Below are 22,012 nucleotides of genomic sequence, written 5' to 3' on the forward strand. Positions count from 1 at the left end.
ACCTCCGCGGGGACGACCGGAACGGCTGGGGCTGCCGGGGCTTCTGTGGTGAAAAGTCGGCTAAGTGGGGATGGCGACCGATTTGGCAGATCGTCAGAACAGTAGGCCCATACGATCAGCATCTGTCCGTACCGCCCGTTCGCCGCGCACCCGGTTCCCCCGTACGCGGTAACGTGACACCGATACCCGACCTTGAAGGACCACATGCCCGCCCAGCAGCCCGCAGTCTCGGTGATCATGCCGGTGCTCAACGAGGAGCGCCATCTGCGCGACTCCGTCCGCCACATCCTCGGACAGGAGTACGCGGGCGAGATGGAGGTGGTGATCGCGCTCGGGCCGTCCGAGGACCGCACCGACGAGATCGCCGCCGAGCTCGTACGCGAGACCGCCTCCCATCCCCGGGCGCGCGTACACACCGTCCCGAACCCCACCGGCCGCACCCCCGCCGCCCTCAACGCCGCCATCAAGGCCTCGCGCCACCCCATCGTGGTGCGCGTCGACGGCCACGGCATGCTCTCCCCGAACTACATCGCCACCGCGGTACGCCTCCTGGAGGAGACCGGCGCGCAGAACGTCGGCGGCATCATGCACGCCGAGGGCGAGAACGCCTGGGAGGACGCCGTCGCCGCGGCGATGACCTCGAAGATCGGCGTCGGGAACGCGGCGTTCCACACCGGCGGCGAGGCCGGCCCGGCCGAGACCGTCTACCTGGGCGTCTTCCGCCGGGAGGCCCTGGAACAGCAGGGCGGGTACAACGAGGAGTTCATCCGCGCCCAGGACTGGGAGCTGAACTTCCGCATCCGCGAGGCCGGCGGGCTCATCTGGTTCTCGCCCGAGCTGAAGGTCCAGTACCGCCCGAGGCCCTCCGTGCGGGCCCTCGCCAAGCAGTACAAGGACTACGGGCGCTGGCGCCACGTCGTGGCCCGCTACCACTCGGGCTCCATCAACCTGCGCTACCTCGCCCCTCCGACCGCCGTCTGCGCCATCGCGGCCGGCGTGGTCGCCGGCGTGGCCGTCACGCCCTGGGCCCTCGTGGTCCCGGCGGGCTACCTCGCGGCGATCGTCGCGGGCTCCCTGCCGGCCGGCAAGGGGCTCTCGCTCAAGGCCCGGGCGCAGATCCCCGTCGCCCTCGCCACCATGCACATGTGCTGGGGCTTCGGCTTCCTGACCAGCCCGCGGGCGCTCGCGAACAAGGTCATCGCGAGCCGCCGCCCGTCGGTGCGCCGGGACACCGCGGAAGTCTGAGCCCGAACCGGCCCACGGAAACCCGAAAGGGGTGACCCGGTCCCTCGCGGACCGGGTCACCCCTTTTCCGTGCCGCCGCCCCGCTCGCGCGGGGCGGCGGCACGGTTCACCAGCGGTACGGCTTGTACACGTCCATGCAGGCGTCGCTGTCCGAGCCGTTGATCGCCTCGGCCGATTCCGGGACCGCCCCGGCCTCCGGCGGCGCCTGCCGCGGGTAGGCGGCGCCCTCGCGCCAGTCGGCGCCCACGATCACGGTGATCCGCGACACCTCGGCCGACAGCTGTACCGACGTGTCCGGGACGCCCAGCGCGGCCGCGACGCTCCGCGCCTCGTCCGCCAGGTCCGCACTCGGGTAGCGGATCACGGTGGTCTTCTCCGGGGTGAGCCCGGACGCCGCCTTGGCGGCGGTGAAACCCTTGCCCACGAGTGCCTGCGCGACGGCGCCGGCCCGCCCGTTGACCAGCGGCATGCCGGCGCCCGTGCCGTTGACCACGGACACGTTGACCTTGTCGGGCGCGGTCACCGGAGCCTTCGAGGGCTCCGGGCCCGGCGAGGCCGGAGGCGACGCCGGGCCGGACGGCTTCGCGCCCTCGGGGGCCTGCGGGGCGCCGTTCTTGTCGAAGGGCACGTCCTTGCGGACCATCGTCCACAGCTTGTCGGCGTCCGTCGGGTTCACGACCAGCCGGTCGACGTCCAGCGGGTCCTGGAGCGTGGGCATCGTGGTCATCGTGATGCGGTTGGTCGGCACGTTCTTGAGCTGCATCGCCAGGGAGCCCAGCTTCTTGACCGAGCCGATCTCCTCGGACACCTCCAGCGCCTTGGTCGCCGCCTCGGCCAGCGCCGTGATCCGACCGACGTCGGTGAACGCGTTCTGCCCCTTCAACTCGCGCATCATCGAGTTCATGTACATGTGCTGGGCCTGCGCCCGGCCGAGGTCGCTGCTGAAGGCGTGCCGGGTGCGCAGCCACTGGAGCGCCTGCTCGCCCTTGACCTTCGTCTTGCCGGCCTTGAGCTTGAGGCCCGAACCGCCGCCGGCGGTGGGCAGGGGCCGGTCCCAGACGTTGTTCTTCACACAGACCTCGACGCCGCCGATCGCGTCGGCCATCTGCACCACACCGGAGAAGTCGATCGTCATCCAGTGGTCGATGTAGATGTTGGTCAGCTTCTCCCAGGTGGCGAGGGTGCAGCCGGGACCCCCGCGCCCGAGGGTCTCGTTGATCATCGCGTTGGTCTTCTTGAACTTCTCGCCGGTCTTCGGATCCGTGCACTCCGGTATGTCCACCCGGGTGTCGCGCGGGACGCTGACCACCGAGGCGTTCTGCCGGTCGGCGGACACGTGCAGGAGCATCTGCACGTCGGCGAGCGGGGGAGAGCCGACACTGTCGCGGTGACCGCCGAGTTCGAGGTTCTCCGGCTTGTTCCGGCTGTCGGAACCGAGGAGCAGGATGTTCAGCGGGCGCTGCCCGTCGGCGTTGGCCTCGGATCTCTCCACGCCGCTCTCGCCGCTCAGCCGCTGGCCACTGCGGATGTTGCCGTCGAGGTGGCGGTAGTACAGGTAGCCGGCCGCGGCGGTCGCGAGGATCAGGAACGCCAGGACCGCGGCCACCCAGAACAGCACGCGCCGTCTGCGGCGCCTGACGGGGGCCGCCCGGTGACCCGAGCCCCGGGAACCACCCGAGCCGGACCGGGGCGGGGGCACGCTGCCGCCCGAGGCCCCCGCACCGTCGGGTATGCCACCGACGGCCTGGTCGGGCGCCCCCTCCCCACGCACGCTGCTGTGCCCCACGTGTACCCCCCCTAAAGATCACTGCTGGTCGGTGTGCTGCCGGTCCCACCGGCCGCCACCGCCCGTGGTGCGGCGGTGGTGGCCGGTGTGTCGGCGAACGGCCGCCGGTGTGGCGGCCGTTCGCCGGAGCGTGCGCGTGCCCTACTTGGCGCAGACGGCCTTGTCCGCCTCCACCCGCTGGAGACCCTCGGGCGCCTTCTGGGGGGCGGCCGCGGTCAACGGGCTCCCCGCTTCCTTGAAGTCCGAACCGAGCGTGAGCTTCATCGGCGTCTTGCCCCCGGAGTCCGCCGTGCCCACCTTCAGCGCCGAGGCCGACAGCCCCATCATGTCCGCCAACGCCCGCGCCTGGTCGGCCTGGTCGGGGGCGTACTCCAGCTGCGTGGTGGCCACCTTCGACGGCGCGTTGCCCCGGTTGGCGGCCTTGTTCACGCCCTTGCTGTTCTGCAGCCAGTTCAGCGTGGTCTGCGCCGAACCGGAGGGGCCACCGCCGTTGAAGACGTCCACCCGGACGTCCCCGGCGGGTGAGCGGGCGCCCTGGAGCTGGGCGTCCTCCTTGGTCTTGGCCTCCTTGTCGGCCGCGGCCTTCGCCGCCTTGACCTCCGTGAGGGAGACGTCGCCCCGGATCATCTCCAACAGCGGCTTGGCCAGCGTGTTGTTGAGGACGACCGTCGCCTTGCGGTTCGCCGGCTCGGCCGGGTTGTCGAGCACCGGCAAGGTGGTGAAGGTGATGTTCTGCAGATCGATGCCCTTCAACTCGCCCGCAAGTGAGGTGAGTTGCTTGATGCCACCGATGCCCTGGTCCACGCTCAGCGACTTGGTGGCCGCCTCCGCGAGGGAGAAGAACTTCTTCGGGCTGGTCAGCGTCTCCTTGGACTTCATCTCGCGCATCATCGAGCCGAGGAACTGCTGCTGCGTCTGGATGCGGTCCAGGTCGCTCTCGTTGCCGAAGGCGTGCCGGGTCCGTACGAACGCCAGCGCCTGCTCGCCCTGCAACCGGTGTTCGCCCGCCTTGAGGTTGAGCTTGGAGTCCTTGTCGTTGACGTCCTTCTCCACGCACACCGGAACGCCGCCGACGGCCGTGCTCAGGTTCTTCACGGCGTTGAAGTCGACCATCATGAAGTGGTCGACCGGGACGCCGGTCAGGTTCTTGACCGTGCTCATCGTGCAGCCCGGGTCCCGGCCCGACTGCCCCAGGCTGGTGTTGAAGCGGGTGCCCTTCTCGGCGGGCACCTGCTTGACCGAACCGTCCGGCTGCTGCGAACTGCACGCCGGGATGTCGGTGATCAGGTCACGCGGGATGGACAGCGCCGTCGCGTTGGAACGGTCCTTCGACACGTGGAAGAGGATCGTGGTGTCGGCGTGCCCGACACTCCCCGAGTCCCCGTAGCCCTCGTTGCCCGCGCCACTGCGCTTGTCGGTGCCGATCACCAGGATGTTGATCGCGCGGCCCTTGCTGAAGGTGCCCGAACTCGCGCCGGGGGTGTTGATGACGTTGATGTTGCCGTTCAGGTGCTGGTAGTAGAGGTACCCCGCCAGCGAGCCGCCGAGCAGCAGGAACGCCAGCGTGCCGCCGGTGATCGCGAGCCGCTTCTTGCGCTTGCTCGGGCCCCTGCCGCCGGCCTTGCGGGAACGCCCGCCGCGTCGACCGCCGGGCGGCCCGTCGCCGCGGCGCGGCTTCGGGACTCCGGGTGTCGCGGGGGTGCCTGTTCCCGGGGGAGCGGGACGGGTCGTACGGGATCTGCGGGGGGTGGCGACGGAAGGCTTCTGTTGCTGCGCAACGGAATCGCCCAGTCGCAGTTCGTAGTTGCCGGTGCGAGGGTTGAGAACCCACTGGTCTGCGGGGTCGATCTCGTCTGCCCGCCCACGGCTTTGCGCATCCACGGTTGCTCGAATCCTCCGTCGGTGCCTCGCGATGCGCCTCCCCCAAGGCGCACGGTCAACGTCCGGCTGCTGGTGCAAGGCCTCTTTGCTGGCCGGTGCACCGGATCGCTCACCCTATCCGGCCAGGTCAACCGCAAACCATGCTGGTGACAAATTCCACTCCCCTTATAACGCCCCAAATCGCCCAACCGGCCTGGTTCGGCACCGGCCTTTTGGATTGCTTTACCGGCAGTTCGCGGCGTCCGCGGTGGTTCCCGTGAAGGTGGGGACGGGTGAGGGGCCCGTGCCGGTTCCGCTGGGACGGGGTTCGGGGGACGACGTTCGGGTGTGCGAGGTGCGCTCGTTGCGCTCCCGCTCCTCCATCGGCGACGGGGGAGTCACCTTCAGGGGCTTGTCCGCGCGCAGTTGTCCGAACAGTCGACCGGCCTCGGGTTGTACCAGTTCGTCGCGGTTCGGATTGGAAGGATATGGTCGGCGAGGAACCGTGAGGAACGTTATGTGTTCGGTCGGTATGTTCCTTACGCCCCGCACGAGTTCGTACAGCCCCCGCAGTGACGCGAGCCCCGGGTCCGTGGTCACCGAGGACGTCGCCGCGTTCAGCACCGGGTAGAGCCGCGTCGGATTCAGCAGCACCCCGTTGCTCTGCACCTTGTTCACGAGCGAACCGAGGAACTGCTGCTGCCGCTCCATCCGGTCGGTGTCGCTGCCGTTGCCCAGGCTGTGGCGGGCCCGCACGAAACCGAGGGCCTGCTCGCCCCGGAGCAGGTTCCGGCCGGCCGGCAGCCTCAGCTTGGCCTCCGTGTCGTTCACCGGCCGCCCGAGGCAGACCTCCACCCCGCCGACGGCGTCCACCATCTGCTTGAAGCCGCTGAAGTCCACCACCATGTGGTGGTCGATCCGGATCCCGGTGAGCTTCTCGACCGTACGGATCGTGCAGGCGGCGCCGCCCCACTCGAAGGCCCAGTTGAACTGCGCGAGCTGTTCGCGGGTGCGCTGCCCGTCACCCTTGAGGCAACTCGGCACGTCCGTCATCAGGTCCCGGGGGATCGAGACCGCCGCGGCGCTCTTCCGGTCGGCCGGCAGGTGCAGCAGGATCACGGTGTCCGAGCGCTGGGTGCCGCGATCCGGCCCGTACTTCGCGTTGCCCTTGCCGGAGCGCGAGTCCGAGCCGATCAGCAGGATGTTCTGGGAGCCGTTCGCGAGGTGCGTCGGGCGCTCCCGCTCGTACCGCTCCAGCTCGGCGGCCGCGGAGCTGTCCTCGGTGATGTTCCCGTCGAGCTTGTGGTAGGCCCACCAGCCGCCGGCCGCCCCCGCGAGCACCAGCACGGCCACCCCCAGCCCGGCCCGGCGCAGCAGTCGGCGCCTGCGGCCGTGCGGGGTCTTCCGGGGCCCCCCGGCCGCGTCGGTGCCGCCCGGTATGCCTGCGCTGTCCGTCACTGGCGTTCCGTCCCCTCGCCGTACCGGGAGGCCGCACGGGTGGATGTGGCCTGAGCCGATCCTGCCCCCGAGTCGCCGAGGCGGCCCGGGGGCGACCCCTTGTAAAGGGCCGAACGGGTGACAAATCGCTCGATGTGGGCGCGGTGCGGCGCGGGTGAGGGGGCCGGACCACGCCGAGGGGTCCGGAAGGGGCGACGGAACCCGGGCGGCGCGGGAGACTCAGACGGTGTGGGTGACCCGCTCGCTCTCCACCCGCTGCGCCCGCCCGCCCTCGGAGAGCCGGTCCAGGTTCCGGCACAGCACCACGGACCCGCCCGAGGCCAGCGGCGCGAAGAGACCGGCCGACAACCCCTCCCAGGTGTCGTACCCCAGACCGGACAGCACCCGGGAACCCTCGCCGAGGCCGAGCTTGGCCGCGTCCTCGCGGGCGCGCGCGACCAGGTCCGCGTACGAGAGCTCCTCGCCGCCCACCACCAGCCCCGGACCGTCGGCGTCCACCGGCTGGAACGGGGCGAACCGGTCGCCCTGCCCCGGAACCTCCACCGCGTAGTCCGCGAACCCGGCGGGCGGCTGCGGGAACCTGCCGCCCAGCGGACGCAGGGCGAGCGCGACCCGCTCCCCACCACACGCGGAGGCCTCCTCCAGCGTGTCGGGACCGGTCACGACGAGGTCCGCGGCGGCCGGATCCCCGCCCACCTCCGCGACCACCCCGACGGAGGCGCAGGCGAGCAGCCACACGGCGCCCTGCCAGTGCGCGGGAAGCAGCAGCGCGAGCCGGTCGCCGGGCTCCGCGCCCAGGTCGCCCTGGAGCAGATTGGCGGTCTTGGCCACCCAATTGGCGAAGGTGGCGACGGACAATTCGACGCGCTCGCCCGTGGCGTCGTCGTAGAAGGTGACGAGCGGGCGGCCCGGATCGGCGGCGAGCGCGGATCGCAGCAGGTCGGCAGGGGTGCGGTCAGTGGCGTTCACCCGCCACAGGGTACGCGGCGCCCTCCTCCGTACGGCGGCCCCGGACTCCCCCGTACGGGGGAGGGGTATCGACGTCGTACCGGACGGGGCGTCAGTTCTCCGATGGCGCGCGCCGGTGAGCGTGCCGAGCATCTTTTCATGCGTGCATTCCTTGCTTCCTCGATCGGCGTCGCGACGGCCGCCGCGCTGGCCATGCCGCTCGCGCTCCCCACTCCCGCCCTGGCCACCCCCTCCGCGGGGGCGGTCGCCCCCGCGGACCCCGCGGGGTCCACCCAGTCACTGCGGCTCGTCCCGCTCGGCCCGACGGCGGACCGCGCCACCGCCACCCCCGGCACGAGCACCTCGCCGCGCCTCCCCGAGGCGCGGGGCCTGACCGCTCGGGAGGTCAAGACGTTCTCGCTGGTCGGCGTCGTCTGGGACGACGCGAGCACCCAACTCCTCGGCCGGGTCCAGGTCCGCACCCGCTCCGTGAAGACGTCCACCTGGTCCGGCTGGCAGGACGTCGAGACCCACAACAGCGAACACGCCGCCGACCCCGACGCGGTGGAACGCGGATCCGGCCGCGTGCGCGGCAGCACCGCCCCCCTGTGGGTCGGCGAGTCCGACGGCGTCGAGGTCCGCGTCCAGGCCGAGACGGGCGCCACCACCACCCGCGCCCCGTCCCGCCTCCCGTCCGGGATGCGGATCGAACTCGTCGACCCGGGCGCGCAGACGCCGCCGATCACCATCGACGGAAAGAACGCCGGTCCGAAGGACGACCCGGACGAGGACCCCGAGGGCGACGACAAGGGCGAACCCGTCCTCCTCCCCGGCATGACGATGGAGATGGCCGAGTCCTCCTCCGCCAACGTCCCGCTCGCCCCGATCGGCGCCGACGAGATCACCGAACTCAACAAGGCCGACTCCACCGCGGACGCCGTCCTGGCCGACGAGTCCCTCGCCGCCGCGGGGCGCCCGTACATCGGGCCGCGCCCCCGCATCGTCACCCGAAAGGGCTGGGGCGCGGACGAGGGCCTGCGCGAGAAGGGCTTCGTCTACACCAAGACCGTCAAGGCCGCCTTCGTCCACCACACCGCCTCCGGCAACAACTACGCCTGCAAGGACGCCCCCGCGGTCCTGCGCAGCCTGTACCGCTACCACGTGGTCAGCAGTGGATGGCGCGACATCGGCTACAACTTCGCCGTCGACAAGTGCGGCACCGTCTACGAGGGCCGGGCGGGCGGCGTCGCCAAGCCGGTGCTCGGGGCCCACACCATGGGCTTCAACACCGACAGCATGGGCATCGCGGTGATCGGCTCGTACACCTCCACGACCCCACCGGCCGCCTCGGTCAACGCGGTCGCCCGCCTCACGGCCTGGAAGCTGGGCCTCTTCGGGGCGGACCCGCGGGCGAAGGCCACCCTGAAGTCGGGCGGCGGCAACCTGTACGCCAAGGGCCGCAACGTGAAGCTCAACGTCATCTCGGGCCACCGCGACGGCTTCGCCACGGAATGCCCGGGCCGCCTCCTCTACGGCAAACTCCCCCCGGCCCGAACCTCAGCGGCCAAACTCCAGGGCCGCTGACCCACCCGGGCCGGGCCGATCCAGCCTCGCGGGTGGTCCGGCCGCCAGGGTTCGGACGCACCGGGGCCGGGCCGATCCAGCCTCGCCGGCGTTTGAGGCGCGGGGTCCGGGGCGGAGCCCCGAAAGCCCGGCGCAGCCGGGGCCGCTCCGCGCCACGGCGCCGCACGGCCCCGGCCGACCGCCGCCCGCCGCCCGGGGCCGGGGCCGGGGCCGGGGTGTCGGCCCTCCCACAGGGCCGGGGGCCCGCAAACGGCCCGGCCCCGCCCCACCCCCCACCCGGCTACGCTCAAAGGCATGGCCGGCCGCTTCGACCCCCTCACCCGCACCGCGATCCGCGGCGGCCGCACCGACGTGCCCGCGGGCCGGGGCCACCCGGCGGGGGAGGCGACCGACGCCCGGAGCCGGGTATGGGTCCCCGAGGGACCCGTCGACCTGGGTCTCACCCTCGGCCCCCTCAGGCGCGGCCCCGCCGACCCCACCTTCCGCACCAGCCCCGACGGCTCGGTGTGGAAGACCAGCCGGACCCCCGACGGGCCCGCCACCCTCCGTGTCGCCGGCGCCGACGGCAACGTCGGCGCCGAGGCCTGGGGGCCGGGCGCCGACTGGATCCTGGACCGGCTGCCCGAACTCCTCGGCGCCGCCGACGACCCCGCCGCCTTCGTGCCCCGGCACCGGCTCGTGCACGCCAGCCACCGCCGCCGTCCCGGACTGCGCCTGACCCGGACCGGGCTGGTCCTGGAGTCGCTGATCCCGACCGTCCTGGAGCAGAAGGTCACCACCGACGAGGCCTACCGCGCCTGGCGCCGGCTGGTCCGCCGCCACGGCGAGCCCGCACCGGGCCCGCGCCCGGACCTGTACGTGATGCCGACGGCCCGAGTCTGGGCCATGATCCCGTCCTGGGACTGGCACACGGCCGGCGTCGACTCGAAGCGTTCCGCCACCATCGTCCGCGCCGCCCGGGTCGCGAACCGGCTGGAGGAGGCCGTCGCCATGGACCTCGCCACGGCGACCCGGCGGCTGGAGGCCGTACCCGGCATCGGCCCGTGGACCTCCGCCGAGACCCTCCAGCGCAGCAACGGCGCCGCCGACGCGGTCACCACCGGGGACCTCCACCTGCCGGGCATCGTCGGCTACGCCCTCGCCGGGGACCGGGACGCGGACGACGCGGCCATGCTGGAACTCCTCGCCCCGTACGAGGGCCAGCGCCACCGCGCGGCCCGCCTCATCCTGCTGGCCGGCCGCGTCCCGCCCCGCCGCACGCCGAAGATGCCGCGCACGGACATCGGCCGCCTCTGACCCCCACCCCGGCGCCGACCCCCCACCCCGGTGCGCGCCGCACCCCGGGTACGAGGAAAGGGGCCGCGGTCTCCCCGCGACCCCTCCCCCTTCCAGGCACCGGCGCGGCCTCAGCGCACCTCGACGAACGCGGAGGCCGACCGCGCGGGCCGCTCCGCCGCGGCCGCGGCGGCGTGGCCCACGGCCACCGCCCCCATCGGGTCCCAGTCCTCCGGGAGCGCCAGCACCTTGCGCACCACGTCCCGGCAGAACATCGTCGAGGACACCCACGCGGAGCCCAGCCGTTCGCCGGCCAGCGCGACCAGGAAGTTCTGGACGCCCGCGCCCATCGCGACCACGAACATCTCCCGCTCCGCCGCGTCCCGGCGCGCGTGCCCGTAGTCGTGCGCCCCGTCCATGACCAGGCACGGCACGACCAGGTACGGGGCGTTGCGGAGCACGTCGCCGCGCCGCACCCGTTTCGCGACGGACTCCTCGGACTTGCCGTCCCGCCGCAGGTCGTCGATCCACGCGTCCCGCATCGCGTCCAGGAGTTCCAGCCGTGCCGCGGCGGACTCCAGCAGGACGAACCGCCACGGCGTCGTGTGGTGCGGGGCCGGGGCCGTCACGGCCGCCGCCACCGCCCGGCGGACCGCGCCCGGGTCCACCGGCTCGTCCGTGAAGGCCCGTACGGTGCGCCGCTGCGTCACGGCTTCCCGTACCGCCTCGGAGGTCCCCAGCCGGAACATGTCGTCGACGGACGGGCGGACCAGGTCGGCCGCCGAGGATCCCTCGCCGAGCAGGTGCGACAGCCCGCGCACGAGGGCCACGGGAAGGCCCGAGGCCTTGCCCTTGACCAGGTCGCCGGCCGCGGCCAGTTCGTCCGCCGTGGCCACTATCGTCGCGCTGAGCGGGTTCCCGTGAGCGTCCACGCCACCGCGCAGGTCGTCCAGCACCCGTACGCCGGCCGAGCCGATCGCCACGTCGGTGAGCCCGGAGCGCCAGGGGCGCCCGAAGGTGTCCGTCACGATCACGCCGACGTCCACCGAGAGCGCGGCCCGCAGCCCCTCGCGGATCGCGGCCGCCGAGGCGTCCGGGTCCTCGGGGAGCAGCAGCACCGTGCCAGGGGCGGTGTTCGAGGCGTCCACGCCGGCCGCCGCCATCACCAGTCCGCGGCGGTCCTCGACGATCCGCAGGGCGCCCCGGCGGGCGACCACGCGCACGGTCTCCGCGTCGATGGCGTCCTCGCGGGAATCGGCCCGGACGATCCGGCCCTCCGCCTTGGACACGATCTTCGAGGTGACCAGCAGGACGTCCCCGTCGCGCAGCCCCGGTTCGGCCGCCGCGATCAGCGCGGCCAGGTCGTCGCCCGGGGCGACCTCGGGGATCCCGGGGACGGCCCGCACCTCGTAGGAGGGAACGGTCACCGGGAGGCCTCCGCCAGCTCCAACGCCGCCCGGGCCATCGCCGCGGTGGCGTCGAGGTCGGTCATCATCAGCGGCACCGCACGGCAGGTGATCCCGGCGGCCTCGACCTCCGCGACGGCCGCCGCGTCGGCGGTGTCCACCAGCCAGCCGTCGAGCAGGCCGGTGCCGTAGTGCAGGGCGACGGCCGCGGCGGTGGACTCGACGCCCACGGCGGCCAGCACCTTGTCGGCCATCCCGCGCACGGGGGCGCCCCCGACGATGGGGGAGAGGCCCACGACGGGGGCCGAGGCGGCGGCCACCGCCTCCCGGATGCCGGGCACGGCGAGGATGGTCCCGACGGAGACCACCGGGTTGGACGGCGGGAAGACGATGACGTCGGCGGCGGCGATGGCCTCCAGCACGCCGGGCGCGGGCTTGGCCTGCTCGGCGCCCACGGGTACGACGGCCTCCGCGTCCACCGCGGCGCGCATCTTGACCCAGTACTCCTGGAAGTGGATGACGCGCCGCTCGCCGGAGCCGGGCTCGGTGATGGCGACGTGGGTCTCGACCCGGTCGTCGGACATGGGCAGCAGCCGGACCCCGGGCTGCCAGCGGTCGCAGAGGGCCTCGGTGACGGCGCTGAGCGGGTAGCCCGCGCCGATCATCTGGGTACGGACGATGTGGGTCGCGAAGTCGCGGTCGCCGAGGCCGAACCAGGTGGGTCCGACCCCGTACGCCGCGAGTTCCTCCTTGACGGTGAAGGACTCGTCGGTGCGTCCCCAACCCTGGTCCTCGTTGATGCCACCGCCGAGGGTGTACATCACGGTGTCCAGGTCGGGGCACACCTTCAGCCCGAACAGGTGAATGTCGTCACCGGTGTTGCCGATGACCGTGATCTCCGCCTCGGGAACCGCCGACTTGAGTCCGCGGAGGAAACGGGCGCCGCCGATACCGCCGGCCAGAACAACAATGCGCATGCGGACAGTCTGTCAGCCGCGGGCCGCCCGTCGAGGGGCGGTGGTCGGGTGACGGGCGGAGCGGGTCGGGCGTCCGTCGATCAGACGGAGAGGGCCTCCGGCCTGGCCGGGGAGCAGCTGTGCATCGGCATCTCGGTGAGGCCGGGGAAGTAGACGTGCAGGCTGACCGCCCCGTCGAGGGTGTCGTTGACGACCTCGTGGGCGTAGCCGGGGGCGAAGACGCGCTGGGACCCGGCGCGCAGGGTCAGCGGGCCGCGCGGGGCGTGCTCGGTGAGTTCGCCGTCCAGGACGGTCAGGACGCCGGAGGAGCCGCCGTGGTCGTGCCGGCCGCTGCCCTGTCCGGGGACCCAGCTGAGCAGCCACACCTCGTAGCCGGGGCCGGTGCGCAGTCGGTGGTACCAGCGGGTGGTGGCGTCGTACTGGACCAGGTGTTCCCACTCGGCGCGGTTCGCGGCGATGGAACGGGCGAGGCCCACGAACTCGGCGACGGTGGTCGGGTGTTCGCGGGCCGGCTGGAGGAGGTGCTGTACGGAGAGGATGTCGCCGGCGATCTGGAGGTCGCTCTCGACCATGGGCGTCGCGAAGGAGGGAACGGCGGGGGCCGCGGCGGTGGGGTGCGGGGCGGTGGTGCTGTTCATCGGGGGAGTCCTCGACGGATGTCAGTCGTGCTGGCGGTTGCTGTGGGGAGCCGGTGCTCAGGGGAGCCGTGGCTCCGGTGGCATCAACAGCTGCAACAGCAACAGCGAACCTGGGCAGCGCGCAGGAACCCACGAATGGGGGTCCAGGTGGCGACTGCGGGCGCTGACATGCGTACAAGGAGAACCGGCGATGGGTCGGACTGTCAACCCAATGTCCGGTTTGAGGCAAAAGTTTCACCTCATCCGGTTACTGCGTCCGGAGAAAGGTTTGTGCAGTGGGGACCGGGGCATGTGCCGCCCCGAGAGTCGTGTCAATCGGAATTCAAACCAACTGACGCCACTCGTGACCTGACTGTGATCCGCGCCGCATCTCGGGACGGATCGCAACCACGTCACTCGGTGTCACGTCGGCTACGGGTGAGGGCGGGGTGCCGTTTCGGGCGCTGCTTTCAGGCCAGTGGCATGTGTCACGATTTTTGGCGATATGAACACTTACTGCATACGCTTGGTTCCGCAGAGTGAATAAGGGGCCCAATAGCAGATCTCGGCTTGACTGCGCTGGAGCCCCCCACTTGTAATTTCACTCGTGTCGTTACGTAGCGATCAGTGACGGCAACACCACGGGGACGCACAGACAGAGCGAGGGGCGCACATGACCGAGCTGTTTCAGGAACTGCTGGTCGAGGAGGCGGACGAGGAGCTCGGATGGCAGGAGCGCGCACTCTGCGCCCAGACCGACCCCGAGTCCTTCTTTCCCGAGAAGGGCGGCTCCACCCGCGAAGCCAAGAAGGTCTGCCTCGCCTGCGAGGTCCGCTCCGAATGCCTCGAATACGCCCTCGCGAACGACGAACGCTTCGGTATCTGGGGCGGTTTGTCCGAGCGTGAGCGCCGTCGCCTGAAGAAGGCGGCGGTCTGAGGCGCACCGCGCGCCGGCTGCCCGGCGCCGACGGCACCACGCACCTCATATCCGCCGGCACACCGGCCGCCGACCCTCCCGAAGACCGGCCCGCAGTACGATCCACCCGCGGATCCGCCCCGTCCGGAACCGCGCGCCGAACCGCAGGACGAACAGAGCAAACGGTCCGCCTCCCGCACCTTCCCCGCAGGAGGCGGACCGCTGTGTTCCGAGCCGTTAGTGTGGGGCGCTGTCCAGCAGCCTCCGAGGGCACACCACCCCCGGACCCCCGGCCGGAGGGCCCGTACCGCGATGTCCCTGCACAGCAACTCGTCGGCCTCCCACCAGGGCGCCGCCACCCCCGAGTTCCCCCGGCACGTCGTCACCGCGGTCCTCGTCGCCCATGACGGCGCGCGCTGGCTCCCCCGCGCCCTCGCCGGACTCCTCGGCCAGGAACGCCCCGCGCAGAACCACGTCGCCGCCGACACCGGCAGCGCCGACGAGTCCGCGCGACTGCTGACCGAGGCCCTCGGCGCCGACCGGGTCCTGCACCTGGCCCGCCGCACCGGATTCGGCACCGCCGTCGACGAGGCCGTCCGCACCGCCGGCGTACCGACCACCGACGACCTTCCCTACCTCAAGCGCCCCAGCGGCTGGGACCCCGTCAGCCGCACCTGGCGGGACGACGCGTACGACCTCCCCGAACTCCCCCACGGCGAACCGGTGCAGTGGCTCTGGCTGCTCCACGACGACTGCGCCCCCGAACCCGACGCCCTCGCCGAACTGCTGCGCGTCGCCGAGGAGAACCCCGACGCCGCCGTCATCGGCCCCAAACTGCGCGGCTGGTACGACAAGAAGCAGCTCCTCGAAGCCGGCGTCACCATCGCCCGCAGCGGCCGCCGCTGGACCGGACTCGACCGCCGCGAACAGGACCAGGGCCAGCACGACCAGATCCGCCCCGTCCTGTCCGTCTCCACCGCGGGCATGCTGGTGCGCCGCGACGTCTACGACGCCCTCGGCGGCTTCGACCGCAGGCTCCCGCTCATGCGCGACGACGTCGACCTGTGCTGGCGCGTACAGAGCGCCGGCCACACCGTCCTCGTCGCCCCCGACGCCGTCATGCGGCACGCCGAGGCCGCCGCCCGCGAACGCCGCACCGTCGACTGCGCCGGCCGCTCCGCCGTCGGGGCCCACCGCGTCGACAAGGCCGGCGCCGTCTACACCGTGCTCACCAACAGCTCCGGCCGCGCCCTGCCGTACGTCCTGCTGCGGCTGCTCCTCGGCACCCTGCTGCGCACCCTCGGCTACCTCGTCGGCAAGGCCCCCGGCCAAGCCGTCGACGAGTTCACCGGCCTCCTCGCCACCCTGCTCCGCCCCGGCCGGCTCCTCGCCGCCCGCAAGGCTCGCCGCGGCGCCGTCGTCCCGGCCAAGGAACTGCGCCCGCTCTTCCCGCCGCCCGGCGCCACCCTGCGCGCCAACGTCGAACAACTCGCCGGGTACTTCGGCGCCGACCGCGACAGCGACTCCGCCGGCGTCAGCAGACACGGCGGAGCCATCGAATCCGGCCCCGGCGGCGACGACGCCGACTACCTGGAGATCGAACAGTTCGCCCGGCTCAAGCGGATCGCCCGCAACCCGGCCCCCGTCCTCTTCGCCCTGCTCCTGCTCGTCTCCCTCGTCGCCTGCCGCTCCCTGCTCTTCGGCGGCTCCCTCATGGGCGGCGCCCTGCTCCCCGCCCCCGACCGGGGCCTCGACCTCTGGCGCGCCTACACCACCGACTGGCAGCCCGTCGGCCTCGGCACCACCACCGGGGCCCCGCCCTACCTCGCCGTGCTCGGCGCCGTCGCCGGCCTGCTGTACGGCTCCACCCAGGCCGCCCTGACCCTGCTGCTCGTCTGCTCGGTCCCGCTCGCCGGCCTCACCGCCTACTTCGCGTCCCGGCCCCTCCTCGAATCCCGGCTGCTGCGCGCCTGGGCCGCCGTCGCCTACGCCTTCCTCCCCGCCGTCACCGGCGCCCTGGCCGGCGGCCTCCTCGGCACCGCCGTCCTCGCCGTCCTGCTCCCGCTCATCGCCCGCGCCGCCGTCACCGCCTTCGGCTTGGGCGGACCCGAGGCCGAAGGCAGCTGGCGGGCACTGTGGACGTACACCCTGCTGCTGACCCTGGCCACCGCCTTCACCCCCGTCGTGTGGCCGCTCGCCCTCGTCCTCGGCACCGCCGCGCTCATCACCCGCCGCGCGCGCTGGAAGACGTACGGACCCCGCCTCCTCGCCAACCTCGGCGTACCCCTCCTCGTACTCGCCCCCTGGTCCCTGGGCCTGCTCACCCACCCGACCCGCTTCCTGCGCGAGGCCGGACTGCCCTACGGGGCCCGCGCCGGCGCCCTCGACCTGCTCGGCATCAGCCCCGGCGGCCCCGGCGCCGGCGGCGGACTCCTCCTGATCGGCGTCCTGCTCGCCGCGCTCGCCGCCCTGCTGCGCGCCGACCGCCGCTTCGCCGTCCGCGTCGCCTGGGCCACGGCCCTGACCGGGCTGCTCCTCGCCGTCCTCCTCAACCGCGACACCTGGGCGGGCCCCGCCACCCTCGTCTACGGCATCGGCCTCCTCGCGGCCGCCCTGCTCGGCGCCGACGGCGCCAAGCACCGGGTCGCCGCCAGCAGCTTCGGCTGGCGCCAACCCCTCGCCGCGCTCGTCGGACTCGCCGCGGCCGTCGGCCCGCTGCTCGCCGCCGCCGGCTGGATGTTCTCCGGCGCCGAGGGCCCGCTGACCCGCCGCGACCCCGCCCAGGTACCGGCCGCCGCCGCCTACCTCAGCGGCGACACCAACCAGACCCGCACCCTCGTCCTGACCGGCGACTCGCCCGCCACCGTCTCCTACAGCCTGGTCCGCGGCTCCGGCGCCCGCCTCGGCGACGCCGAACTCCTCGCCGGCGCCGGCTCCGAACCCCGCCTCACCAAGGTCGTCTCCAGCCTGGTCTCGGGCTCCGGCGCCGACCAGTCCGACCAGCTCGACGACTTCGCCGTCCGCTACGTCGTCCTCCAGCCCGGCGCGCCCGCCCACTTCCGCCAGGTACTCGACGCCACCCCCGGCCTCAAGGCCGTCCAGGACGACGACGTCGCCTCCTGGGAGGTCGAACGGGCCCCGGCCCGCGCCGTCATCGTCCCCGGCCGCCAGGGCCAGGCCCCCGTCGCCATCGAAGCCGGACCCGTCGAGGTCCACACCACCATCCCGGCCGGCGAGGAGGGCCGCGTCCTGCGCATCGCCGACCGGGCCGACCCGGGCTGGCGGGCCACCGTCGACGGCGAGCCGCTCAAGGCCAAGACGGTCGACGGCTGGGCGCAGGGCTTCGAACTGCCCGCCGGCGAAGGCCGCCTGGACCTCGTCCACGAGGACGCCGCCGGCCGCGACGCCTGGCACTGGGCCCAGGGCCTCCTCGCGCTGGTGCTGCTCGTGATGGCCCTGCCGGGCCGCCGCGCACGCCTCGACGACGACCTCCCCGAGGAGGACGCCGCCATCCCCGCCCAGGCCGACGCCGCCGGGGAAGGCCGGCGCGCCCGCCGCCTGCGCGCGGAGGCCGAGGCCGAACAGCGGCCCGCGACCCCGACGGCCGCCGTCGCCGACCCGTACGCGCAGATCCCCGCGCAGCAGGCCTACGGCGAGGAGGGGTACGCGTACCAGGACTACCCGTACGAGCAGCGGCAGGCCCCGCAGGAGCCCACCCGGGAGCAGTACGCCGAGCCGTACCCGTACCCGCCCCAGGACCCCTACCAGCAACAGCAGCAACAGCAACAGCAGTACCCGTACCAGTACGAGCCGTACGAGAACACCTACGGACAGCACGAACCGCGTCCGGACGGGAGCCCCCAGCAGTGAAGCAGCGCGCACCCCTGACGCTCGCGGCGGTGGCCGCCGCGCTGGCCGCCGTCACCGGCATCGCCTCACTGACCGCCCCCGCCGCCCCGGCCGCCGAGGGCGCCGCGGGCGCCTCCCGGATGCCCGTGGAACGGTCCGTGCTGACGTGCCCCGCACCCAGCACCTCGGACATCGCGGAGACCACGTACACCTCGATCACCCCCGGCAAACCGGGCGCCCGCGGCACGGCCCGGCTCCTCACCAGGGACGGCAAGCCCGTCGTGCAACCCAAGGAGCCGGGCAAGCCCGCCGGAGCCGCCGCCTCGGGCGCCGAGGCGCCCCCGCTGACCGGCTTCGCCGACGGGGCCATGGCCCCCGGCTGGACCGCCCAACAGACCACCAAGGTCGCGGTGGGCCAGTCCCGCGGCCTCCTCGGCGTCGCCTGCACACCGCCCGGCACCGACTTCTGGTTCCCCGCCCTCAGCAGCGCCAAGGGCCGCCTCGACTCCATCCACCTGACCAACCCGGACGACACCGAGGCCACCGTCCAGGTGAAGCTGTACGGACCGGACGGCCTGCTCAAGGACAAGCCCGGCAGCCCCGAACGGCTCCCCTACAAGGTCGACCCCCGCGCCAGCGCCAAGGTGATGCTGTCCGACTTCCTCCCGGGCACCCAGCTCACCGACCTCACCGCCCGCGTCACCGTCGTCACCGGCCGGGTCGGCGCCACCGCGCAGATCGCCGAGGAGGGAGTCGGCGTCGACTGGCTGCCGGCGTCCACCGGACCCACGGGCAGCCTCGTCCTACCCGGCATCCCGGCGGACGCCACCTCCGTCCGGCTCGTCGCCTTCGCCCCCGGCGAGGACGACGCCGACCTCAACCTGCGACTGGCCGGCCCCGGCGGCTCCATCAGCCCGGCCGGCAACGAACAACTGCACGTCAAGGCCGGCATGACGGCGAGCGTGGACCTCAAGGACCTCACCCGCGGCGAGGTGGGCTCCCTCCACCTGACCCCCGCGGACCCGAAGAAGGCCACCCCGATCGTCGCGGCCGTCCGCGTGGTCCGCGGCACCGGAGCCAAGCAGGAGCTGGGCTTCCTCCCGGCCACCGCCCCCGTGGGCGCACGGGCCACCGTCGCGGACAACCGGCTCGACGACAAGGCGACCCTGCTCGCCCTCACCGCCGCGGGCGGCAAGGACGCGAAGGTCCGCGTCACGGCCTCACCGGGCACCGACGGCGGCGAACCCACCGTCAAGGAAGTCACCGTCAAGGCGGGAACCACCCTGGCCGTGTCCCCGCCGCCAGTCCCCACCGGCGCGAAGGGCGCCTACGCCCTGACGCTGGAAACCCTGTCCGGGGGCCCCGTGTACGCCTCCCGCACGCTGACCCTGCCGCACGAGGGCATCCCCATGTTCACCATCCAGCCCTTCGCCGACGACCTCTCCACGGTCTCGGTCCCCAAGGCCGTCGAGGACCTCTCGATCCTGACCAGGTGAACCGCCGCGGGGCTCCGCCGGCACCCGGCGAAGCCCCGCGCCGCACGCGCCGGCGGGGCCGTCAGTCCTGCTGCCCGTAGCGCGGATCCACGATCTCCGGCGAGAGCCCCAACAGCTCCGCCACCTGTTCCACCACGATCTCGTGCACCAGCACGGCCTTCTCGTCGCGCCCCTTCGCCCGGATCTCCACCGGCCGCCGGAACACCACGATCCGCGCCGGTCGCCCGTCCCGGGCCTCCACCAGCCCGCCGAGCGGCACCGCCTCGTCGTTCCAACCACCGTCCGCGCCACCCGGCGGCCCCGGCACGTCCGCGACCACGAACTCCACCTCGGCGAGCTGCGTCCAGCGCCGCTCCAACCGCTCCACGGAATCCCGTACGAGATCACCGAACAGCTCCGCCCGGCTCGCCGACAGCGGCACCTGAGGTGGCGCCACCGGCCCCCGCATCCCCCGCCCGTGGCGGTCGCGCCGCCGGGGCCTCGGCTCGTGGGGGGTCCCTTCGGGACTCGTGGGAATCGGGGGCTTCAGCGGGCTGTCCGTCACCCTCGCAGGGTAGCCGTCACCCTGCCCCCCGGCAGGGCCTCCCGGCGGGCACGGCCCCATGTCGTACCGCGAGCAATCCGGCCGGGGTCGGGGCCCGTTCAGGGCGACACGGGGGCGTACCCGGTGGGGGAGTCGTCGCGGCCCGGTCAAGAGTGCGGTACCGTCCAACGTCGTGAGCCTTGTACGTCGCTGTTCGCGCACCGCGTGCGGCCGCCCTGCCGTCGCCACACTGACGTACGTCTACGCCGACTCGACCGCAGTTCTCGGCCCGCTCGCCACCTACGCCGAACCCCACTGTTACGACCTGTGCGCCGAGCACTCCGAGCGCCTGACCGCCCCCCGGGGCTGGGACGTGGTGCGCCTGACCGACGGTTCGGCCCCCTCCCGCCCCAGCGGCGACGACCTCGAAGCCCTGGCCAACGCCGTGCGCGAGGCGGCCCGCCCGCACGACCGCGCGGCCCAGGCGGGCGGCTCCGGACCCGGCGCCCCCACCCCCGGCGAGACCCGAAGAGGACACCTGCGCGTCCTGCGCTCACCCGACTCCTGACCCCGCCCGCCGCCCCTCGGCTCCTCCGAAAGGGCGATCCGGGCACAGGGTAGGTTTGCCCCACCGCACGGATCCTTCAGGGGGGCAGGCAGTGGCCGCAGATCTTTCGAACATCGTCAAGGCGTACGACGTGCGCGGCGTCGTGCCCGACGAGTGGGACGAATCGCTGGCCGAACTGTTCGGCGCCGCCTTCGTCGAGGTCACCGGCGCCACCGCCATCGTGGTCGGCCACGACATGCGCCCCTCCTCGCCCGCCCTCTCCGGCGCCTTCGCCCGCGGCGCGGCCGCCCGCGGCGTGGACGTCACCCTGATCGGACTGTGCTCCACCGACCAGCTGTACTACGCCTCCGGCACGCTGGACCTGCCCGGCGCGATGTTCACCGCCTCGCACAACCCGGCCCGGTACAACGGCATCAAGCTCTGCCGCGCCGGCGCCGCCCCCGTGGGCCAGGACACCGGCCTCGCCACCATCCGCGAACTCGCCGAGAAGTGGACCGACGAGGGCGCCCCCGCCGGCACCGTCCCGGGCACCATCACCGAGCAGGACACCCTCACCGGGTACGCCGACCACCTCAAGGCCCTGGTCGACCTCACGGCCGTCCGCCCCCTCAAGGTCGTCGTCGACGCGGGCAACGGCATGGGCGGACACACCGTCCCCACCGTCTTCGAGGGCCTCCCGCTGGACCTCGTCCCCATGTACTTCGAACTCGACGGGACCTTCCCCAACCACGAGGCGAACCCCCTCGACCCGAAGAACCTCGTCGACCTCCAGGCCCGCGTGCTCGCCGAGGGCGCCGACCTCGGACTCGCCTTCGACGGCGACGCCGACCGCTGCTTCGTCGTCGACGAGCGCGGCCAGGGCGTCTCCCCCTCCGCCATCACCGCCCTGGTCGCCGCCCGCGAACTGGCCCGCAACGGCGGCACCGGCGTCGTCATCCACAACCTGATCACCTCCTGGTCCGTCCCCGAGGTCGTCAAGGAACACGGCGGCACCCCCGTCCGCACCCGCGTCGGACACTCCTTCATCAAGCAGGAGATGGCCACCTCCGGCGCCATCTTCGGCGGCGAGCACTCCGCGCACTACTACTTCAAGGACTTCTGGAACGCGGACACCGGCATGCTCGCCGCGCTCCACGTCCTCGCGGCCCTCGGCGGCCAGCCCGGCCCCCTCTCCGACCTGGTCTCCTCCTACGACCGCTACGTCGGCTCCGGCGAGATCAACTCGACCGTCGCCGACCAGGCCGGCCGCACCGCCCTCGTCCGCAAGACCTACGGCACCCGGGACGACGCCACCGTCGACGAACTCGACGGCCTGACCGTGACCACCGCCGACTGGTGGTTCAACCTGCGCCCGTCCAACACGGAACCGCTGCTGCGCCTGAACGTCGAGGCCCGCGACACCGCGACCCTCGAAAAGATCCGCGACGAGGTCCTCGCGCTCGTCCGCGCGTAGCCACCCCGCCCCACAACAAGCCGCCGGCAGCACACCGGGCCGGGCCGCGTC

General features: G+C 73.0%; 16 protein-coding genes. 8 read left to right on the forward strand and 8 right to left on the reverse strand.

The annotated features are described in order from the left end of the window. Positions 1–204: 204 nt before the first annotated feature. A complete protein-coding gene (locus ADK55_RS21935; protein WP_053681289.1) occupies positions 205–1,245 on the forward strand; it encodes a glycosyltransferase family 2 protein in 1,041 nt (346 codons plus the stop codon). 106 nt (positions 1,246–1,351) lie between these two features. Here ADK55_RS21935 and ADK55_RS21940 read toward each other — a convergent pair whose 3' ends face one another. The 4 genes from ADK55_RS21940 to ADK55_RS21955 all read right to left on the reverse strand — a co-directional run bounded on the left by ADK55_RS21940 (position 1,352) and on the right by ADK55_RS21955 (position 7,318). Continuing rightward, complete coding sequence (locus tag ADK55_RS21940) at positions 1,352–3,031, reverse strand: LCP family protein (RefSeq protein WP_385262897.1); 1,680 nt, start codon at positions 3,029–3,031, stop codon at positions 1,352–1,354. A gap of 141 nt (positions 3,032–3,172) precedes the next feature. After that, on the reverse strand, positions 3,173–4,912 hold the full coding sequence (locus ADK55_RS21945) for an LCP family protein (RefSeq protein ID WP_053681291.1): 1,740 nt from the start codon (positions 4,910–4,912) through the stop codon (positions 3,173–3,175). Positions 4,913–5,134: 222 nt separating this feature from the next. Further along, positions 5,135–6,349, reverse strand: coding sequence for an LCP family protein (locus ADK55_RS21950; RefSeq protein WP_053681293.1), 1,215 nt, complete (start codon positions 6,347–6,349; stop codon positions 5,135–5,137). A gap of 219 nt (positions 6,350–6,568) precedes the next feature. Beyond that, positions 6,569–7,318, reverse strand: a complete 750-nt coding sequence (locus ADK55_RS21955) for a TIGR03089 family protein (RefSeq protein ID WP_053681295.1) — start codon at positions 7,316–7,318, stop codon at positions 6,569–6,571. Between the two features lie 138 nt (positions 7,319–7,456). On the opposite strand from ADK55_RS21955, the gene ADK55_RS21960 reads away from it, so the two are divergent. Both ADK55_RS21960 and ADK55_RS21965 read left to right on the forward strand, forming a co-directional pair. Beyond that, entirely contained in the window at positions 7,457–8,881 is a 1,425-nt protein-coding gene (locus ADK55_RS21960) for a peptidoglycan recognition protein (protein WP_053681344.1), read from the forward strand. A gap of 294 nt (positions 8,882–9,175) precedes the next feature. After that, complete coding sequence (locus ADK55_RS21965) at positions 9,176–10,177, forward strand: DNA-3-methyladenine glycosylase family protein (RefSeq protein WP_053681297.1); 1,002 nt, start codon at positions 9,176–9,178, stop codon at positions 10,175–10,177. A gap of 110 nt (positions 10,178–10,287) precedes the next feature. Here ADK55_RS21965 and ADK55_RS21970 read toward each other — a convergent pair whose 3' ends face one another. The 3 genes from ADK55_RS21970 to ADK55_RS21980 form a co-directional block, all read right to left on the reverse strand. After that, entirely contained in the window at positions 10,288–11,583 is a 1,296-nt protein-coding gene (locus ADK55_RS21970) for a coenzyme F420-0:L-glutamate ligase (RefSeq protein WP_053681299.1), read from the reverse strand. After that, positions 11,580–12,539, reverse strand: coding sequence for a 2-phospho-L-lactate transferase (gene cofD, locus ADK55_RS21975; protein ID WP_053681302.1), 960 nt, complete (start codon positions 12,537–12,539; stop codon positions 11,580–11,582). Before cofD ends, ADK55_RS21970 begins: the two co-directional genes overlap by 4 nt. A gap of 80 nt (positions 12,540–12,619) precedes the next feature. Further along, positions 12,620–13,111 carry a cysteine dioxygenase gene (locus ADK55_RS21980; RefSeq protein ID WP_053681347.1) on the reverse strand — a complete coding sequence of 164 codons (492 nt, stop codon included), beginning with the start codon at positions 13,109–13,111 and terminating at the stop codon, positions 12,620–12,622. Between the two features lie 718 nt (positions 13,112–13,829). On the opposite strand from ADK55_RS21980, the gene ADK55_RS21985 reads away from it, so the two are divergent. The 3 genes from ADK55_RS21985 (at position 13,830) to ADK55_RS21995 (ending at position 19,417) form a co-directional block, all read left to right on the forward strand. Then, entirely contained in the window at positions 13,830–14,093 is a 264-nt protein-coding gene (locus ADK55_RS21985) for a WhiB family transcriptional regulator (protein ID WP_003983763.1), read from the forward strand. Between the two features lie 291 nt (positions 14,094–14,384). Next, positions 14,385–17,942, forward strand: coding sequence for a glycosyltransferase family 2 protein (locus ADK55_RS21990; RefSeq protein ID WP_053681304.1), 3,558 nt, complete (start codon positions 14,385–14,387; stop codon positions 17,940–17,942). Further along, positions 17,939–19,417 carry a DUF5719 family protein gene (locus ADK55_RS21995; protein ID WP_053681306.1) on the forward strand — a complete coding sequence of 493 codons (1,479 nt, stop codon included), beginning with the start codon at positions 17,939–17,941 and terminating at the stop codon, positions 19,415–19,417. The genes ADK55_RS21990 and ADK55_RS21995 overlap by 4 nt, the downstream gene beginning before the upstream one ends. 61 nt (positions 19,418–19,478) lie before the next feature. On the opposite strand, the gene ADK55_RS22000 is transcribed toward ADK55_RS21995, so the two are convergent. Further along, entirely contained in the window at positions 19,479–20,021 is a 543-nt protein-coding gene (locus tag ADK55_RS22000) for a metallopeptidase family protein (RefSeq protein WP_078999266.1), read from the reverse strand. A gap of 112 nt (positions 20,022–20,133) precedes the next feature. On the opposite strand from ADK55_RS22000, the gene ADK55_RS22005 reads away from it, so the two are divergent. Together ADK55_RS22005 and ADK55_RS22010 are read left to right on the forward strand one after the other, a co-directional pair. Continuing rightward, positions 20,134–20,508 carry a DUF3499 domain-containing protein gene (locus tag ADK55_RS22005; RefSeq protein WP_053681310.1) on the forward strand — a complete coding sequence of 125 codons (375 nt, stop codon included), beginning with the start codon at positions 20,134–20,136 and terminating at the stop codon, positions 20,506–20,508. A 91-nt stretch (positions 20,509–20,599) separates the two neighbouring features. After that, positions 20,600–21,961 (forward strand): phosphomannomutase/phosphoglucomutase, encoded by a 1,362-nt coding sequence (locus tag ADK55_RS22010; RefSeq protein WP_053681312.1) that lies wholly within the window; start codon positions 20,600–20,602, stop codon positions 21,959–21,961. The last annotated feature ends 51 nt before the right edge of the window (positions 21,962–22,012 follow it).

Source organism: Streptomyces sp. WM4235 (genome assembly GCF_001279725.1).
GTDB lineage: Bacteria > Actinomycetota > Actinomycetes > Streptomycetales > Streptomycetaceae > Streptomyces.

What these genes read in the sequence shown, in the direction of transcription:
- ADK55_RS21985 (WP_003983763.1), top strand. Translation starts at nt 13,830, where the DNA reads ATGACCGAGCTGTTTCAGGAACTGCTGGTCGAGGAGGCGGACGAGGAG.
- ADK55_RS21935 (WP_053681289.1), top strand. Translation starts at nt 205, where the DNA reads ATGCCCGCCCAGCAGCCCGCAGTCTCGGTGATCATGCCGGTGCTCAAC.
- ADK55_RS21990 (WP_053681304.1), top strand. Translation starts at nt 14,385, where the DNA reads ATGTCCCTGCACAGCAACTCGTCGGCCTCCCACCAGGGCGCCGCCACC.
- ADK55_RS22000 (WP_078999266.1), bottom strand. Translation starts at nt 20,021, where the DNA reads ATGGGGCCGTGCCCGCCGGGAGGCCCTGCCGGGGGGCAGGGTGACGGC.
- ADK55_RS21960 (WP_053681344.1), top strand. Translation starts at nt 7,457, where the DNA reads ATGCGTGCATTCCTTGCTTCCTCGATCGGCGTCGCGACGGCCGCCGCG.
- cofD (WP_053681302.1), bottom strand. Translation starts at nt 12,539, where the DNA reads ATGCGCATTGTTGTTCTGGCCGGCGGTATCGGCGGCGCCCGTTTCCTC.
- ADK55_RS21965 (WP_053681297.1), top strand. Translation starts at nt 9,176, where the DNA reads ATGGCCGGCCGCTTCGACCCCCTCACCCGCACCGCGATCCGCGGCGGC.
- ADK55_RS21980 (WP_053681347.1), bottom strand. Translation starts at nt 13,111, where the DNA reads ATGGTCGAGAGCGACCTCCAGATCGCCGGCGACATCCTCTCCGTACAG.